This is a genomic window from Streptomyces sp. NBC_01237 (assembly GCF_035917275.1).
Lineage (GTDB): Bacteria > Actinomycetota > Actinomycetes > Streptomycetales > Streptomycetaceae > Streptomyces.
Map to the genome: position 1 here is coordinate 386,310 of NZ_CP108509.1, position 16,624 is coordinate 402,933.

Annotated in this window: 11 protein-coding genes; 1 reads left to right on the forward strand and 10 read right to left on the reverse strand. The window is 70.3% G+C overall.

Going from position 1 to position 16,624, the window contains the following annotated elements; all coding sequences use genetic code 11:
* Window position 1 precedes the first annotated feature (1 nt).
* The 9 genes from OG251_RS38165 to OG251_RS38205 form a co-directional block, all read right to left on the reverse strand.
* Complete coding sequence (locus OG251_RS38165) at window positions 2-2,740, reverse strand: SpoIIE family protein phosphatase (RefSeq protein WP_326681854.1); 2,739 nt, start codon at window positions 2,738-2,740, stop codon at window positions 2-4.
* Between the two features lie 515 nt (window positions 2,741-3,255).
* Window positions 3,256-4,635 carry a DUF6056 family protein gene (locus tag OG251_RS38170; protein WP_326681855.1) on the reverse strand — a complete coding sequence of 460 codons (1,380 nt, stop codon included), beginning with the start codon at window positions 4,633-4,635 and terminating at the stop codon, window positions 3,256-3,258.
* A gap of 307 nt (window positions 4,636-4,942) precedes the next feature.
* Window positions 4,943-5,881, reverse strand: a complete 939-nt coding sequence (locus tag OG251_RS38175) for a TauD/TfdA family dioxygenase (RefSeq protein WP_326681856.1) — start codon at window positions 5,879-5,881, stop codon at window positions 4,943-4,945.
* 177 nt (window positions 5,882-6,058) lie between these two features.
* Window positions 6,059-6,922 (reverse strand): ABC transporter ATP-binding protein, encoded by an 864-nt coding sequence (locus OG251_RS38180; RefSeq protein WP_326681857.1) that lies wholly within the window; start codon window positions 6,920-6,922, stop codon window positions 6,059-6,061.
* Window positions 6,919-7,950: an ABC transporter ATP-binding protein gene (locus OG251_RS38185; protein WP_326681858.1), complete on the reverse strand. Its 1,032-nt coding sequence runs from the start codon at window positions 7,948-7,950 to the stop codon at window positions 6,919-6,921. The genes OG251_RS38180 and OG251_RS38185 overlap by 4 nt, the downstream gene beginning before the upstream one ends.
* Window positions 7,950-8,813 carry an ABC transporter permease gene (locus OG251_RS38190; protein WP_326681859.1) on the reverse strand — a complete coding sequence of 288 codons (864 nt, stop codon included), beginning with the start codon at window positions 8,811-8,813 and terminating at the stop codon, window positions 7,950-7,952. Before OG251_RS38190 ends, OG251_RS38185 begins: the two co-directional genes overlap by 1 nt.
* A complete protein-coding gene (locus OG251_RS38195) occupies window positions 8,810-9,778 on the reverse strand; it encodes an ABC transporter permease (RefSeq protein WP_326681860.1) in 969 nt (322 codons plus the stop codon). The genes OG251_RS38190 and OG251_RS38195 overlap by 4 nt, the downstream gene beginning before the upstream one ends.
* The gene (locus tag OG251_RS38200; protein ID WP_326681861.1) at window positions 9,775-11,394 is read right to left on the reverse strand and encodes an ABC transporter substrate-binding protein; all 1,620 of its coding nucleotides are present in this window, start codon (window positions 11,392-11,394) and stop codon (window positions 9,775-9,777) included. Before OG251_RS38200 ends, OG251_RS38195 begins: the two co-directional genes overlap by 4 nt.
* Window positions 11,395-11,502: 108 nt before the next feature.
* The gene (locus tag OG251_RS38205; protein WP_326681862.1) at window positions 11,503-13,185 is read right to left on the reverse strand and encodes an amidohydrolase; all 1,683 of its coding nucleotides are present in this window, start codon (window positions 13,183-13,185) and stop codon (window positions 11,503-11,505) included.
* 127 nt (window positions 13,186-13,312) lie between these two features.
* Here OG251_RS38205 and OG251_RS38210 point away from each other — a divergent pair, with 127 nt between their 5' ends.
* Window positions 13,313-14,008, forward strand: a complete 696-nt coding sequence (locus OG251_RS38210; RefSeq protein WP_326681863.1) for a TetR/AcrR family transcriptional regulator — start codon at window positions 13,313-13,315, stop codon at window positions 14,006-14,008.
* A gap of 326 nt (window positions 14,009-14,334) precedes the next feature.
* On the opposite strand, the gene OG251_RS38215 is transcribed toward OG251_RS38210, so the two are convergent.
* Complete coding sequence (locus OG251_RS38215; protein ID WP_326681864.1) at window positions 14,335-16,485, reverse strand: DUF6351 family protein; 2,151 nt, start codon at window positions 16,483-16,485, stop codon at window positions 14,335-14,337.
* Window positions 16,486-16,624: the final 139 nt, after the last annotated feature.

Sequence of the window (16,624 nt, forward strand, 5' to 3'; positions counted from 1 at the left end):
CTCACCACTCCTCGTCCGCCCACTGGTCCAGGAGGGCTTCGCCGTCCACGCTGCTGTCGGGAACCCCGGTGACGAGGGACTGCTCGGCCCAGATGACCTTGCCGCGTGCGGTGTAACGCGTGCCCCAGCGGTGCGCGAGCCGGGCGATGATGAACAGGCCGCGCCCGCCCTCGTCCGTGGTGGCGGCACGGCGTACGTGCGGGGCGGTACTGCTGTCGTCGGCGACTTCGCAGATCAGGGTGTCGTCGTCGTGCAGCAGTCGGAGCCGGATCGGCGGACTTCCGTAGCGGATCGCATTGGTGACCAGTTCGCTGACGATGAGTTCCATCGTGTACGCGACATCCTCCAGGCCCCACCCCTTCACCACGCGAGCCGCCTCGGCACGGATCCCGGAGACAGCGGTCGGGTCGTCGGGTACGTCCCAGTCGGCGACATGGCCGGGGTCCAGGAGACGGGTGCGGGCGACGAGCAGGGCCACGTCGTCCGTGGGCCGGGCGGACAGCAGGGCGTCGAGGACCACTTGGCAGGTGGCCTCGGGACCGAGGTGACCGGAGCGATCCAGTGTGGTGCGCAGCAACTCCAGTCCGGTGTCGATGTCGCGGCCGCGCCGCTCGACCAGTCCGTCGGTGAACAGGACCAGCCTGCTCCCTTCGGGCAGCACGAGAGCGGTGGTCTCCACCGGCAGGCCCTCGCTGATTCCGAGGGGTGGGGACCCGGGAATCTCCGGATAGGTGACCGTACCGTCGGGAAGTACCAGGGCGGGGCCCGGGTGACCGGCCCTGGCCAGGGCGCAGCTCCCGGTGACCGGGTCGTAGATGGCGTAGAGACAGGTGGCGCCGGACACTTCGACGTCGCTGTCCCCCTCCGTGTCGAGACGGCTGACCAGGTCGTCGAGTCGGGCGAGGAGTTCGTCCGGGGACAGGTCGAGGGTGGAGAAGTTGTGCACGGCAGTGCGCAGCCGGCCCATGGTGGCGGCTGCGTGCAGTCCGTGGCCGACGACATCGCCGACCACCAGCGCGACCCGGGCTCCGGGCAGCGGGATGACGTCGTACCAGTCCCCACCCACTCCGGGCTGGGCCGGAAGGTAGCGATGGGCCACCTCCAGGGCTGAGGGCGTGGGCAGGACGCGAGGGAGCAGGCTCCGCTGAAGGGTGACCGCCATGGTGTGCTCGCGGGTGAAACGGCGCGCGTTGTCGATGGCCACACCCGCTCGGGCTGCCAGCTCCTCGGCGACGGACAGATCCTCGGGCTCGAAGGGGGCCTTGTCCTTGCGCCAGAAACCGACGCTGCCCAGCACCGCACCACGTGCCTGCAACGGTGCGGAGACCAGGGAGTGGATGCCGTAGTCCAGGACCGCACGGGCCTGTGCCGGGTCCTGGGCGATCCAGCCGTCGGCGGCCGGGAGCTCGGCCGTGAGGACGGCCCGGCCGTCGGCCGCACCGAGCGCCGCGGGACTGCCGGGAGGGAAGTGCAGCATCTCCCCCACCGGGCGGAGGGGGTGGTCGTCGTGGATACCGGCGATCGCCGTGCGGCGCATGTCGGTGGCGGCTCCGGTCGGTTCCTCACCGTGCAGTACCGGGTCCAGCAGCTCCACGGTGGCGAAGTCGGCGAACCGAGGCACCACCACGGCCGCCAGTTCCTCGGCGGTGTGCACCACGTCCAGGGAGGTGCCGATGTGTGTCCCGGCGTCGAAGAGCAGTTGCAGCCGTGACCGGGCCACTTCGGCCCGGCCCGCCAGCTCGCGCAGCTCGGTCGTGTCCCGCAGCGTGACCACGCTGCCCGTCGGGCCCCCTCCGCCCTCGACGGTACGGAGGTTGACGGCGAGCAACCGGTCTGCGGTGGAGTGGACCTCGTCACTGGCCGTTCTGCCCGAGACCAGGAGCTGTGTGGTGTCCGGGTCCAGACCGAGGCCGGCCACCTCGCGCTGCTCGGCGTCGCGCGGCAGGCCGAGCAGGCGTCGCGCCTCGTCGTTGGCCAGCGTGAGCACACCGCGGTCGTCGATGATGAGCACACCTTCCCGGACCGAGTGCAGGACCGCGTCATGATGCTCGTACATCCGGGTCATCTCGGCGGGCCCCAGTCCACGGGTCTGACGGCGCAGCCGTCTGCTCACGACCGCCGAGCCGGCCGCGGCCAGCAGGAGCGCCCCGCCGGCGACCGCGAGGAGGGCCGGCAACTGGCGCCCGACCATCTCGTTCACGCTCCTGACGTAGATCCCCACCGAGATCAGTCCGACGACCCGGCCCTTGTCGTCGAAGACGGCGACCGTCGTGTCGACGGCTCGGCCCAGAGCGCTGTCGAACGTCTCCTGGAACGGCTTGCCCGTGAGCGCGGGTCCGAAGCTGCCGGTGACATGGCCGCCGATGCGGTTCGGGTCGGGGTGGGACCAGCGGATGCCGTTCGGGTCGAACGCGACGACGTAGCCCACGTGGGCGTCCTTGCGCATCCTCTCCGAACTGGGCTGCAGCACCCGCGTGGGGTGGGCCGACCGCATCGCGGCGGCGGTGCCGGGGGCGTCCCGGAACGCGACGGCCACGGCGAGCGACTTGTCCCGCGCCTCGTCCGTGGCGCGCTGCCGGGATTGGACCACGAGCACCAGCAGAATCGCGGCGACGAGCACGACCGCCACGACCACCTGGAGCAGGAAGACCTGTCCTGCGACACTCCGTGGAACCAGCAGGCCGGGGAACCGGCGAGGATGCCAGGTGGGATACCGCCGCGGATACTCGTGCTCGCCCATCCGCCCAGCATCACCGAGGGCGGGTCCGCAGCGCGGCTGACCGCGCCGGTGCGCGTCAACCGCCTCACACGAGGGGGTCACGGCCCACCGACGGTTCCGGGGTGGGACGGACACGACACGCGTGCCCGGCCGATACGCCGGACGGGTGGCCGGCACCCCCGCGCGTACCGGAGCGGGGAGGGTCCCGTCGCGGGTGCCGGGTTCACGACGGAGCTTGAGGAGTGGTCACGGGGTGAGCGCGAGCGCACCGTCCGGGCGGTCGTCGCCTGGTCACGGATGACGGTCCACGCGGTGGCGTCGGGCGCCGTGGCACAGTCGGCGGAGCCGGTGTCCGCCCCGACCCGGAGCGTGACCGGCGTACCACTGATGTCGCCGAGCCGGCTGCTCATGACGGGGGTGACGGTGCCGGCTGCCCCGGCGGTGACCTTGCCGTTCCATGGTCATGGACGATGAGATCGCGCCGGAACGGGCCTGAAGGTCATCCCGGTACCTCACGACAGCGCGGCCCGATGTGCTCATTCCCAGGAGCGCCCGGCAGCTTGGGTGACGCGGGTGAGGCCGTAGTAGTCGGCGACGCAGGAGGCGGGCCAGGCCATGCGACGGCTGAACGGTTCGGTCATTTTGCTGATGGGAAGCCGCTGGTACGGAAGAACCTGGGCACCGGCCGCGGACCGGCCGCGCAGCCAGTTGTCCTGGGCATCCCATTGCTGTGCCCGTGCCTCCATGTCGGTGTCGAGGCTGCCGAGCGACATGGCGAGCGAAAGACAGACGAGGCCGCACATCGCTGCCCCGGTGGCCAGGGGAAGTGCGATCCGCCGCCCGTGGCGCAGCCACCCTCGACCGAGAAGAACCCCCACGAGGACGAGAAGCAGGAGATACAGCAGGAGGTAGTCGTTCCACAGGCGTGTGGACGTCGCGACGCTCTGTCCGAACGCGGGGTACGTGATGACCGTACAGACGTAGCCGGAGACCAGCAGGGCGCAGATGCCTGCCCCGGCCCATGGCGCCAGCGCCTTCGCGGGGGCGGTCCGGCCTCGGGGGCGCCGGTCCAGCAGTGCCAGGAGGATGCCGACGGCGACGGCGCCCAGGTACTGCCACGTCGTCACACAGGCGACGGCGATATCGGTGAAGCCTCGCAGGGACGCGAGGAGCGATTCGGGGTCGAGCATGGAGGCGGCGCCGTGCTTCTCACGGCGATGCCGTGCACCCGGCGATGTGAAGAGGATCAGCCCGGAGATCAGGACGGCCGCGATCCCGGCCGCGCACCAGCACCGGACGAAGCGGCGTCGCGCCGGTGGCAGGACCCGGCCGCTGATCAGCAGCAGAGCGCTCAGGACGGCCACGGCGACGACGGAGGTCTCCTCCGACAGCATGCCCAGGAGCAGCCCCACGAGAAAGACCGTCAGCAGGGCGAAGGTCCTCCCCCGCCGCGACGCGGCACGCAGCAGGGGGATGGCCGCGGCACAGGCGAGCACGGGGGGCACGGTGTGCGAAACGGATGCCGCGGGCCAGTAGAACGTCTTGTAGGTGTTGGGGGAACCGAGCAGGAACAGCACTGTCACCATGGACGCCACCAGGAACGGGACTCCGCGCGGGGCGCTCAGTTGCGCTCTCGGCAGGACCGTGGCGATGAACGCCCAGAGGAGGCAGAGGACCAGCACACCGCTGACCGGACCGAACCACTGGTGGCCTGCCACGCCGAACCGCGCGTAGGACCAGACCAGCACCGCGTTCACGACCCGCCCGTTGTCCAGGGAGTAGAACGTGTCCACGATCGCGGACAGCCCGCCCTCCCGGACCACGGGCAGGAAGCACCAGTCGTCACCGCTGGGACGGACCCGGCGTCCGGCCCAGGCCGCTGCCGCGAGCAGGAGGATCGGCAGGAGCGAGAGCACTCCGACCGGAAGCGGTAGCGACCACCGCCTCGGACCAGGGTCCTGAGCACCTTCCGTACGTCGCTCCTGATCGGACCTCTCCTGCACGCACTCCACGGCTGATGCCCTTTCCGCATCGGGATCACAGGAAGTGCCGGCCGCCAGGACGAGCGGTCGAACCGGGCCGGCCACAGGAACACGGCTTCCCGACGCAGGAATATTGCTAGCAGCCCACCCGCTCCCGCGGCGGCATCCCTGGGGCCGGTTCGGGGAAGTGCCCGACTGCTTCGCCCGTTCGGTGCCACCACGGGTGCTGTTGGAGAGCGGTTCAGTCCGCCCAGGCGCGGGCCAGGCAACGGTGCCGGAGCGGATCGGAATGGTCGGTGAAGGAGGTCCGGCCGTGCAGAACGGTGTAGTTGTCCAGCACGAGAAGGTCTCCCCTGCGCAGAGGCAGGCGCAGGAACAGGCTTTCGTCGCCGAGCACTTCGTCGAAGGCGTCGAGGGCTTCCACCTGCGCTGCGGTCAGTGGCTCGCCGGCCGCGTGATGGCCGCGTTCGATCTGGTACCTGTTGTACCGCACGGTGAGCCGGCCGTCGGTTCGGGTGAAGACGGGCCCGGAGCGTGCCAGGTTCCGTTCCGCGCCGAAATGGAAATCCCGGTGGAGCGTCGGCAGCACCGCGGGACGGTCGGCCGAGAGCCGGTCGTGCACGGTGTGACCGCTGACCAGCAGAGATTCGCCTCCCGTCGAGGCCGGCCTGACACAGAGAAGTGCGAGCAGGCGTGGGGGTCCGGATGGCCCCGCACGGTCGGTGTGCGGAGCCAGTGCCGCTTCTTCCACCGGATCCTGAGGCAGGCCGTCGCGGTCGGCACCCGCGGACACCGTGGACGTACGGACAGTGGTGAGGAGATGGTCCATCGGCGCGGCGGACTCCGGTGAGCGGGGTGTGCCCGCCAGGGAGAGGGCCGATCGGCACAGCTCCGCGCAGGCCCGATCGCTGAGTCCGTCCAGCGGAAGGCCACGCAGAACCGCCAGTCCCGGCCCGTCGTACAGGGCCGACAGAAGTCGGCCCTTCAGGTCTCCGGACGGGTGGGAGCCCGGTGAGGAATTCGTGTCTTCCGGTGCCCGCACGGCTCTGTCTGTCATCTCCGTGACGGTGAGGCTGCTCGGGTGCCAGGACGGTGGCAGGTGGATCAGCCAGGCGTCCTCCTCCAGTGTGTCCCGGTCCCACAGGTGAATTCGTTCGGCAGCGACGGACTCTTCTTCCATGAACACCCCCTGCGTCCTGCGCACAGGCGTTCCCCCTGACGCAGGCCGGAACAAACTGACGGCTTCGTGTGATCAGTAACAGCCTCCCCCCGTCCGGCGAGCATCAAGCGGAATGGGACGGGCCCGCCGCCGACTTGTGGGGGCACCTTCCGCGCTGTCGTGTTCTCACCGCCCCCCTCACTCCGGACCGTGCGACTTCAGGGGATCGAGCTCCCGGCGTCGGCGGCTGATCGAATCGGGGTCCCAGCCCGGCCGGGGAACGGATGCCAGCAACAGCCGGGTATAGGGATGTCCGGGTGTCGCGAGCAGGTCCGCGACGGGCCGGTGTTCCATGGTCCTCCCCCGGTACAGGACGAGCGCCTCGTCGCATACGTACCGGACGACGGCCAGGTCATGGCTGACGAAGACCAGACCGATGCCGGTGTCACGGCGGATGTCCGACAGCAGGTTGAGCACCTGTGCCTGTACCGACACGTCCAGGGCCGACACCGCTTCGTCGAGCACGAGCACCGTGGGTTCGACGGCCAACGCCCTGGCGATCGCGGCACGTTGGCGCTGCCCGCCGGAGAGCCTGCGGGGCAGCGCGGCAGCCTCGCGGTCGCCGAGGCCGACCCGGGCCAGCAGTTCCCCGGTCCGGGCCGCGCGGGCCGCGCGGTCCTGGAGCCCGTGCAGGCGCAGCACTCCGTCGATGGTCGCGCCGATGCTGATCCGTGCGTCCAGCGAGAGATAGGGGTCCTGGAAGACGATCTGGACCGCCTTGGCCCGTGCCAGCCGGGCGTCCTTCCCGCGTACGGTGGCGGCCAGCGGCTCGCCCTGGACCAGGATCCGTCCCGCGTCCGGGCGTTCGAGACCGATCAGCATCCGGGCCGTGGTGGTCTTGCCGGAACCCGACTCCCCGACGATGCCGAGTGCGCCGCCGGCCCGTACGGAGAACGACAGGTCCTCGACCGCGACGACCTCCTTCGCTCCCGTCCGGTAGGTCTTGCGCAGACCGCTCACCTCCAGCAGCGTCCGCGCCGCGGGTGTGGGATCGGTGGTCAACGGTCCTCCTTGTTCGGCGAGAGGGGTCCGGCCGCCGCCGCGTCGGCCGCCCCGTGCGTATCGGTGAGTTCGTCGGTGCGGTGGCAGGCGACCAGAGCCGGGCCGTGTCGTTCCAGGGGCGGCGGTGACTGGTCGCACAGCCCGGGCCGGACGGCGTGACAGCGCGCCGCGAAGGAGCAGCCGGGCGCGGAGTCCAGGAGGCCCATCGGTGCTCCGGGGATCGGGGTGAGGCGGGCGACCGGGCCGTCCGGCGGCGACAGGGGTGGGGACGAGCTGAGGAGAGCGGCGGTGTACGGGTGACGGGGGGCGGCGAAGAGCGCGGCCGTGGGCGCCGTCTCGACGATCCGCCCGGCGTACATCACGTAGATGCGGTCGCAGGCGGCGGCCGCGAGTTCGATGTCATGGGTGATGAGGAGCAGACCCAGGTCGCGTTCACGTTGCAGTCTTCCCAGGATGGCCATGATCTCGGCCTGGGTGGAGACGTCGAGGGCGGTGGTCGGCTCGTCGCACAGCAGCAGTCGGGGTTCGGTGCTGAGCGCGCCGGCGATCATGACGCGCTGAAGCATTCCGCCGGAGAGTTCGTGCGGGTACTGGTTCAGGTGCCGGACGGGGTCCGGCAGACCGACGGCCGTGAGCAGTTCGACGGCCCGGACGTTCGCCCGGTCCTTGGACCAGCGGTGACACATGCGCAACGACTCGGTGAGGAAGTCCCCGATGCGGCGCACCGGATTGATGGCCGCCCGGGGATCCTGGAAGATCATGGATGTGGCGGCCGTACGTACGGTGCGCAGACTCGCGGCATCCGCGCCGACCAGGCCGGTGCCGTCGACACGGACCTGTCCCTCGATGCTGGCGCCCGCCGGGAACAGGCCGAGTGCGGCGCGGGCCGTGACCGACTTCCCGGAGCCGGATTCGCCGACCAGGGCGACCACCTCGCCCGCCGAGACCGTCAGACCGACGTGGTCGAGGACCGGGCGGGCCATCCCGGGCAGTTCGATGCTCAGGTCCTCGTACTCCAGCAGTGCCATCAGGATTCCCTCCCCGCGAGCCGGTCGCCGAGGTTCTCCCCGACGATGTTGAAGGCGACGACGACCAGCACGACCGCGGTGGCGGGCACGATCGCGGACAGTGGAAGGCCCTGCAGGACGGCGGCCTGGCTCTGGTTGATCATTGCGCCCCAGTCGGGTGCGGGTGGCTGCACGCCCAGGCCCAGGAAGGACAGGGCCGCGAGGTCGAGCAGCGCGTAGCCGAAGTTGACGGTCGACTGCGCGAGCACGGTCGGGCCGATGTTCGGCAGCAGTCTGCGGACCGCGATGAACACCCCGGAGTGCCCCTGTACGTGGTAGGCCGCGATGTAGGGCCTGGCCTTCTCCTGCATGGCCAGGCCGCGCACCAGGCGCGCGGTGTACGGCATGTACGCGATGGCCATGGCGATCACCGGTGCGGTCATCCCCTTGCCGAAGACCGCCACCGCGAGGATCGCGACGAGCAGCGCGGGGAAGGCGAACACGATGTCCAGCATCCGGCCGATGAGTGTGTCGGCCCAGCCGCCCCGCCAGGCGGTGAACAGACCGACGGCTGTGCCCGTCACCGTGGAGAACAGCACCACCGCGAGGGGTCCGGCGAGACTGGTACGGGTCCCCTCGATGAGGGCCGAGAGGGTGTCGTGCCCTCCCTGGTCGGTGCCGAGCCAGTGTTCGGCGCTCGGGCCCTGCAGGCTCGCGCCGAGGTCGCCGAAGGTCGGGTCCTGAGGCGCCAGCCAGGGTGCGAACACGGACACCAGGACGAAGAGGATCAGGAGCAGCAGGCACAGGTGTTGCAGCCGGCTGCCGCCCAGCGACCTGATCCGGGCGACCGGGCCGCGCACCACGTCGGCGATCTGTGCGCTCATCGTGCGCTCCCCACTGCGGTCACACGGGGATCGATCAGCGGATGCACCAGATCCACCAGGGCGTTGACCACGACGAACGCGGTCACCACGAGCAGCACGATCGCCTGCACGATCTGGAAGTCCATCTGGTTGACCGACTGGACGAGGAGAGAGCCCACGCCCGACATGCCGAACGCGGTCTCCACGATCGAGGTGCTGACCAGCATTCCCGAGACGAGCAGCCCGGAGACGGTGACGATCGGGCCGAGCGCGTTGCGCAGGACATGACGCCGGATCACCGTCCGGCGGGGTGTGCCGCGGCTCAGCGCGACCTCCACATGCTCACGGCCCAGTTCGTCCAGCATCGCCGACCTGGTGACGCGGGTGACCAGGGCCATGAAGGTCACGGACAGGGCCACCGAGGGAAGAACCACGTGGTACAGGCTGTCGAGGACTCCGGTGCCGTTCCCGATGGTGGGGAACCAGCCGAGCCGTACCCCGAACACCGACCTCAGCAGCAGTGCGGCCACGAAGGCGGGGGCGGCGGCCCCCACCGTCACGAGCAGCATCAGGGCCGCGTCGGTACGCGTGCCGCGCCGCAGTGCCCCGATGATCCCGGCCGCGACGCCCACCACCGCGATCAGCAGGGCCGACACCGCGACCAGCAGCAGGGAGGACGGGAGGCGTGACCAGATGACCTGGCCGACGTCCTGGTGGAGAAGGTAGGACCGGCCGAAGTCGCCGTGGAACACGCCTTCCAGCCAGTGCCGGTACCGCTCCAGGAACGGCTCGTCGAAGCCGTACTGGAGCCGGATCCGGGCGAGTTCCTCCGGGCTCGCGCTACGGCCGCGCACCAGGAAGCTCGCCGGGTCGCCGGGCACGAGGTACAGCGAGGAGAACACCAGGAACGAGGTGACCAGGAGGGTTCCGGCCATACCGGCCAGCCTGCGCAGGACCCGTAGCGCCCGCGTCACTGCGGTCGTCATCCGTTCGCCCCGATCTCGGCCGCCCACGGGTAGTACAGGTAGGCGATCGACGGCTGGACTCCGGTGATCCGTTTGCCGAGGAAGACGCTCACGGGCTGTGTGTACAGGGGCAGCCAGGGCAGTTCCTCCATGGCGATCTGCTGGGCCTCCGCGTTGGCGGCGGCGTGCGCGGCGGGGTCGTAGCTTCCGACGGCCCGGTCGACGGCCGCGTCGAAGCGGGGATTGGACCAGCCGCCGTAGTTGGTGAACGCGCCGGTCTCCAAGGAGCTGTACATGTCCAGCGGGTCGGTGATCGAGGTGTACCAGAAGGTGAGGAAGAGATCGGTTCCCTTGCGGGCGGCCGGGTCGGTGAAGAGCGTCGAGTACTTCTCCGTGGAGAGGGTGTCGATACGGGGCTTGAGCCCGATGGCCGTGGCCGCCTGGGCGACGGCCTGCGTGATGATCGTGGTCTGGGAGTCGAGCGGGCTGGTCGAGATGACGATCGGCCGGCCGCGCACTCCCGCCTTCTCGGCGAGCTTCCTGGCCTTGGCCGGGTCGTACGCGTATGTCGGCAGGTTCTCGCGCAGGGCCTCGCGCGTCCCGGCGGGCGCGTCGCTCCAGAGGTTGTCGGTGACCAGGGAATCGGCGACCTCGCCGACCCCGCCGGCTCCCGCCTCGACGATGCCCTTGCGGTCGATGGCCATGAGGAGGGCCCGGCGCACCCGGGCATCGCCCAGGGGACCCTTGAGGTTGCCGACCACCTCGGCGGCGACGGTCGTGTTGCGGCCGAAGTAGAGCTTTCCCGCCCGGGAGGAGCGGAGCCGGCCGAACGCGTCGGACGGGACGGCCCAGCCGCCGTCCACCTCACCGCTCTGGAGGGCGTTGACGCGGGTCGTCGCATCGCTCAGGAACACGAACTTGACCTGACCGGAGCGGGCCTTGAGGGCCGGGTTCCAGTAGCCGTCGAACTTCTTGAGCACCAGCGACCGGCCCGGCGTCCAGGAGGAGAACGAGAAGGGGCCGGTGCAGTTCACACCGCCTTGGGGGCTGCCGTACTCCTTGCCCTGCTGGGCCAGGGTGGCGGCGGATTCGACTGTGCCGGGGCCGGTGGCGAGTTGCTTGTTGAAGGTCGAGTCCGGCTTCGTCAGCTTGACGGTGACTTCCAGCGGCCCCGACTCGGCCACCGACTCCACATTGCGGAACGAGTTGGCCCAGGCGCTGCCCGTCGCGGGGTCGAGGTGACGGCGCAGCGAGGCGACGACGTCCTTCGAGGTGAGGACCGTCCCGTCGTGGAAACGGACACCGGGACGGATCTTGTAGACCCAGGTGGTGGGCGTCGGATTGCTGTACGAGGACGCCAGGTTCGGCGAGGTCGTCAGGTCGGGGTTCCAGCGCAGCAGGCTTTCGCAGACGTTGGACAGGATCTGATTGGGCGGGTAGTCGAACGCGTAGGCGTAGTCGATCGAGGTCGGCTCGGCGTAGATCGACCAGGTGAAGGAGTCCAGTGCGCCGGTGGGGGCGGGCGTCCGGTCGGTGAGCCGGTGGGCGGTGCTGACGCCGGCGCTCCGGTCGGAATGGGCGGTGCCGCTGCACGCGGCGGTGATGAGTACGGCGGCCGCCGCGAGGGCGGTCCCCACGGCACGCCGGATTCTCCGTGGCCCGCGCCGCGATCCGGCTTCGACTGATGATGCTGATGACATCGTCTACCTCTGTCTGGGGTGGCTGGGGAACGTACGCGGTCGGGGTCAGCCGGTCGCGGAGTGGACGAGCTGCCCCTCGACGTAGGTCCGGCTCACCCGGGTGTCGGCGATCTCCGGGGCGGGGTGCGCGAAGGGGTCGCGGTCGAGGACGACGAGGTCCGCGTACTTGCCGGCCTCGACGGTTCCGGTCATGTCGTCGAGGTGGTTCACCCAGGCGCTGCCCGCGGTGTACGCGGTCAGCGCCTCGGCCAGGGTCAGGGCCTGTCCGGGGAGGAACGGCGGGCACGGCGTGGGGCCGCCGGGGACGTCGGTCGTCTCGACGGGAACCGCCCGGTTGACGGCGACATGGATGCCCCACAGCGGGTCGGGGCTGCTCACCGACCAGTCGCTGCCCGCGACGAGTCGGGCTCCGGCGCGCCGCAGGTCCCCGAACGGGTATTGCAGGGCGGCGCGTTCGGGCCCGAGGAACGGAATGGTCAGCTCGTCCATCTGCGGTTCGTGCGCGGCCCACAGTGCCTGGATGTTCGCGGCGACACCCAGGCTCGCGAAGCGCCCGATGTCATCGGGGTGGACGACCTGGAGGTGCGCCATGTGGTGCCGGTTGTCGTTGACGCCGTTGGCACCGCGGGCTGCGGCGAGCGCGTCGAGGGCCTCGCGGACGGCGCGGTCACCGAGCGCGTGGAAGTGGACCTGGAAGCCCGAGCGGTCGAGTGCGCACACCGCGTCGGCGAGAAGGCCGGGTTCGATGAAGCTCAGCCCGGAGTTGGCGGTGGGGCAGCCGCAGCGGTCGAGGTAGGGCTCCAGCATTCCGGCGGTGAAGTTCTCGGCGATGCCGTCCTGCATGATCTTGACGCTGGTGGCGTTGAAGCGGCCGACCTGCCCGGTGCGTCGGCGCTCCTCCAGTACGGGGAGCTGATCGAGGCCGCGGTCGCGGTCCCACCACAGGGCGCCGACGACGCGGGCGCGCAGCGAACCCTCGCGCGCCGCGCGCAGATAGACGTCGAAGTTGTCGGGGTTGCCGGGGAATTCACCGATCATGGCGTCCTGCCAGCCGGTCACCCCGAGGGCGAACAGGTGCTCCTGTGCGGCGAGCAGTCCGGCGTGCGCCTCGTCCGCCGTCGCGACGGGCAGGTGCCGGCCGACCAGGTCCACGGCGCCTTCCTGGAGGGTGCCGGCCGGGGTTCCGTCCGGCTCCCGTTCGATCCTGCCGTCCGCCGGGTCGGGGGTGTGGCGGTCGATGCCCGAGAGTTCCAGCGCGCGGGTGTTGGCCCAGGCACCGTGGCCGTCGCGATTGGTGAGCATGACGGGCCGGTCGGGGACCACCGCGTCGAGCATGCCGCGGGTCGGCGTACCTCCGGGGAAGCTGTCCATCGACCAGCCGCCACCCCGGATCCAGGACGCGTCGGGGTGGTTCTCGACGTGCCGGGCGACCACCGCCAGATACCCGTCGGCGGTGTGCTCGCCACTGAGGTCGCAGCCGAGCATCTGGACCCCGGCCACCACCGGGTGGACATGGGCGTCCTGGAAGCCGGGGACGAGCAGGCCGCCCGCGAGATCGACGAACTCAGTGGCCCGTCCCGCGAGCGACCGGACCGTGGTCGCGTCGCCGACGGCCAGGATGCGGCCGCCCCCGACGGCGACGGCCGCGTCCACCGGAGCCGGACCGGTCCCGGTGAAGACCCGTCCTCCCACAAATACGGTGTCGGCCCGCTGGCTGGTGTTCGCCATCAACGCATCCTCCGGCTCGGCGGGACGGACCCGCTGGCTTGTTGTTGAGGAGGAGTGAACGACAGCGCAACGTTGTTGTCAACGGTGTTGCGCTGGCCCGGTTCCGGATCGATACACTGGCCGCATCATGCCGAAGTCATCTGCCGCCCCCGCACGGAACAAGCGTGCGGGCAGCCAGCTCACGCCCGAGGCCATCATCGAGGCGAGCCTGCGCATCGCAGCTCGCGGAAGCGAGGACGCCTTCACCGTCCGGCGCCTCGGTGAGGAGCTCGGCACCGACCCGACCGCGATCTACCGGCACTTCCGCGACAAGGACGAGCTGCTGCTGTCCGTCGCGGACCGCACGCTGGGCGAGGTGCTCGACGGCATCCCCGAGGGCCTCGACTGGAAGGGACGCATCCGGGCACTCGCCGCGGGCTCGCTGGAGGTCGCCCTCAGATATCCGGTCGTGGGCTCGGCCATGGCCAGCCGTACCACCCGGCGGACGAACGAGTTCCGGGTCGTCGAGCTCATCCTGGGAGCCGTCATGGAGGCCGGACTCCAGGGCGCCGAAGCAGCCGTCCACTACCGTATGGTCGGCGACTCGATCCTCGCCTTCGTCGGCCAGCGCGCCGCCTACCTGCTGTTCGACGCGGACATCCGGGCGGCGGACGAGTCCTCCTGGGACCGCGAGTACCGCCTGGTCGACGCGCGGGGATTCCCGAACATCACCCACCTGAGCACCGAGCTCGCCGAGGTGACGGAGGAACGGATCTTCGAGGTCAGGGTCGAGGCCCTGATCTCCGCGATCGAGCAGCGGGTCGAGGCCCTGCGCGAGCCGTAGCACTGCACGCCGATCGCCCCCTTCCCGCCGCACCGTCGCGCACGGAACGCGCGGGGCGGTCGTGGACAAGGCCGTTGCCCGCTCCCCGTTCTGCCGGATCGGGGGGGCGGGCAACGGGCGACCGTCACCGGACCCCGGGGGTTCAGCCCACATCGGGGTCCGGGCACAGCAGAGGCGGGGCCGGCGCCCGGATCGAACTGATCCGGGCGCCGGCCCCGCCGTGCTGTCCTCACCCGAGGTGAGAGCCCGGACGCACGCGGGAACTCACCATCACGGGCACCGGAGCGAGCGCCCGCCCCCGTCCGGGCTCACCCCCGGCGAGCCCGTCACGCCGGGTCGAAGGACTGCCATGTACCGGTGATGCCCTGCTGACCCGCCCCAGGAACGGACCAGTCGCAGACACCGGTCCGGAAGACCGACTTCAGATCCTCGAACTGGGCGTCGGTCACCGGAACTTGGTAGTCGGTGAGGGTCACGGGCCGCTTGCGGCACTTGACGATGTCGTTCGCCACGTCGGCTCCGGCGACCATCCGCGGGGATGTCCACACCGGGTAGAGGGTGTTGCACTCGGTGTTGTCGATGCCCTCGACCTGGGGCTCCACGATCTTCTTCGCCCCGATGCCACGGGTCCAGCAGGCGTCCGTGAGACCCTGCGGCCGGTTGCGGACGATCTTGTCGATGGGGGCGTCGGTGCCCGAGTCGCCCTTGATGCCGGTGAGCCACTGGTCCATGTCGGCCACCATCCCGGCGAGAGTGAAGCCGTGGCCGCTGGAGCGGGTGAGCATGACCTGGTTGGCGTGGGTTCCGTTGGCCTTGTCCAAGCGCGCCCGGGTGGAGAAGGAGTGGAAGCGCATGTGCATGTCGCCGGCCGCCGCGTCGTCCGTGTAGTCGCGGTAGTCGATGATCGGAACGTCGGCGAGGCCGCCACCGCCGTTCAGCATGCGGCCCGTGCGGTAGGCGAGCCGTACCGCCTTGAGATCGGCGACGGTGCGCTCGGCGGCGGGCTTGGCATCGTCGTCGAGACCGCCGATGCGCCGGTTCAGATCGATGAACTGGCCGATGTCGATGGACCCCTTGTTCAGGGCCTCAAGTCCGTACTGGATACCGGTGTTGTCGAGCGGCCTGCGCGCCTTCCCGGTCTCCGGCACCTCGCCGTAGATGTTCACGGCGTGGCTGTAGACGTCGCAGCGCGCACCGTCCGGATTGGTGACGGGGTTGTAGCGCTGCGCCGCGGGCAGCTGCCCGGGACAGTACACCGTGGGGTCGATACGGCCGCTGGCCCTGGCCAGGCTGCCGATGCTCTCCCACTTGCCGAACCCGGAGACCGCCCTCTGCTGCTCCTTGGTGAAGGCGTCCGGCGCGACGTCCTTGAAGTAGTGGTTCAGGAGCTGGGCGTCGCTCAGCGTCTGGATCGTCCCGAAGCCGACGTCGGGGAAGCTGCAGCCGGAGAGGATGCCGTCCAGCAGACCCGGGTAGTTGTCGGCGATCTGGTGGGTCTGGTACGAGCCGCCGGAGCAGCCGTTTCCGATGGTGAAGGCCGGCTCGCCGTACGTCTCCACGAAGTGTTCCTTGACCATGCTCATGGTCTCGGCGGCCAGCACGTCGTTGCAGTTGTTGCCGAAGACGTTCAGCGAGGACGAGGCGACGCCGTAGCCCTTGCTCAGATACGCGTCGTTCATGATGCCGACGGTGTTGCGGCCCTGGACGTACCAGCCGCCGTTGCAGCCGCCGCCGAAGCCGTACACCAGGCGCCCGTTCCAGCCCGGCCCACGTTGCAGCGGGTCGGGGGTGCCCTCACTCGGCTCGTGCAGCACGGCCGTCTCGTAGATGCCGCGGTTGATGGTGCCGGTCTCCACGCGGACGATGTACGGCACCTTCTTGCCCGCACTCGTCGTGGCGGTCGCCAGGTCGGCGGGACGGGCGCTCTCGTCGGGCAGCGGAACGAACTTGCCGGCCGTGGTGCGATACACGTAGTCGACGCGGGTCTGGACCGAGCAGTCCTGGTCGATCGGCTGCCCGAGGGAGACTCCGGTGACCGTCTTGAACTCGGCGGTGTCACAGACGAACGGCTGCTCGTGCGGCCCGGAGAAGATCGGCCCCGTGATCGGGTGGTTCTTCAGAGCCAGCTGTCCGGCGTCCGCGCCCTGGGCCCTGGCCGTGAGCGTGTTGGCTCCCTTGGCCAGCTCCTTCACCACGCCCATCAGCGCATGGTCACCGGAGGGACGGAAGCTCGACGTCACGTCCCGGCCGTCCGCCTCGACCCGGACCGTGTCGGCCAGGATGGAGGCGGGCACCTCCACACGGATCAGGGCGTCGTCTCCCGATACCGTGCCGGGCCGCGACGACACGGCCGTCACCTGCAACTTCTCGCGTTCCTGGCTGCCGGCCGGCGTGGCCGACGCGCCCACCAGCACGCCCATGAACGCTATGCCGGCGAGGCCCAGTTGGACTGGTCTCGCGGCTCCTCTGAACGACACGACGGAAATCGCCTCACTTCCTGGAGTCGGAATTCGCGCTCAGTGCGCGGACGCGGGCTGTGAACCCGCCGGGACGGTGACGCACCTGTCCCGTTGTCACGGTGTACGGCCCCCCGGCCAGTGGCCGGAGGGGCCTGCT

What these genes read in the sequence shown, in the direction of transcription:
- OG251_RS38190 (WP_326681859.1), bottom strand. Translation starts at nt 8,813, where the DNA reads ATGAGCGCACAGATCGCCGACGTGGTGCGCGGCCCGGTCGCCCGGATC.
- OG251_RS38205 (WP_326681862.1), bottom strand. Translation starts at nt 13,185, where the DNA reads ATGGCGAACACCAGCCAGCGGGCCGACACCGTATTTGTGGGAGGACGG.
- OG251_RS38195 (WP_326681860.1), bottom strand. Translation starts at nt 9,778, where the DNA reads ATGACGACCGCAGTGACGCGGGCGCTACGGGTCCTGCGCAGGCTGGCC.
- OG251_RS38185 (WP_326681858.1), bottom strand. Translation starts at nt 7,950, where the DNA reads ATGGCACTGCTGGAGTACGAGGACCTGAGCATCGAACTGCCCGGGATG.
- OG251_RS38175 (WP_326681856.1), bottom strand. Translation starts at nt 5,881, where the DNA reads ATGGAAGAAGAGTCCGTCGCTGCCGAACGAATTCACCTGTGGGACCGG.
- OG251_RS38210 (WP_326681863.1), top strand. Translation starts at nt 13,313, where the DNA reads ATGCCGAAGTCATCTGCCGCCCCCGCACGGAACAAGCGTGCGGGCAGC.
- OG251_RS38165 (WP_326681854.1), bottom strand. Translation starts at nt 2,740, where the DNA reads ATGGGCGAGCACGAGTATCCGCGGCGGTATCCCACCTGGCATCCTCGC.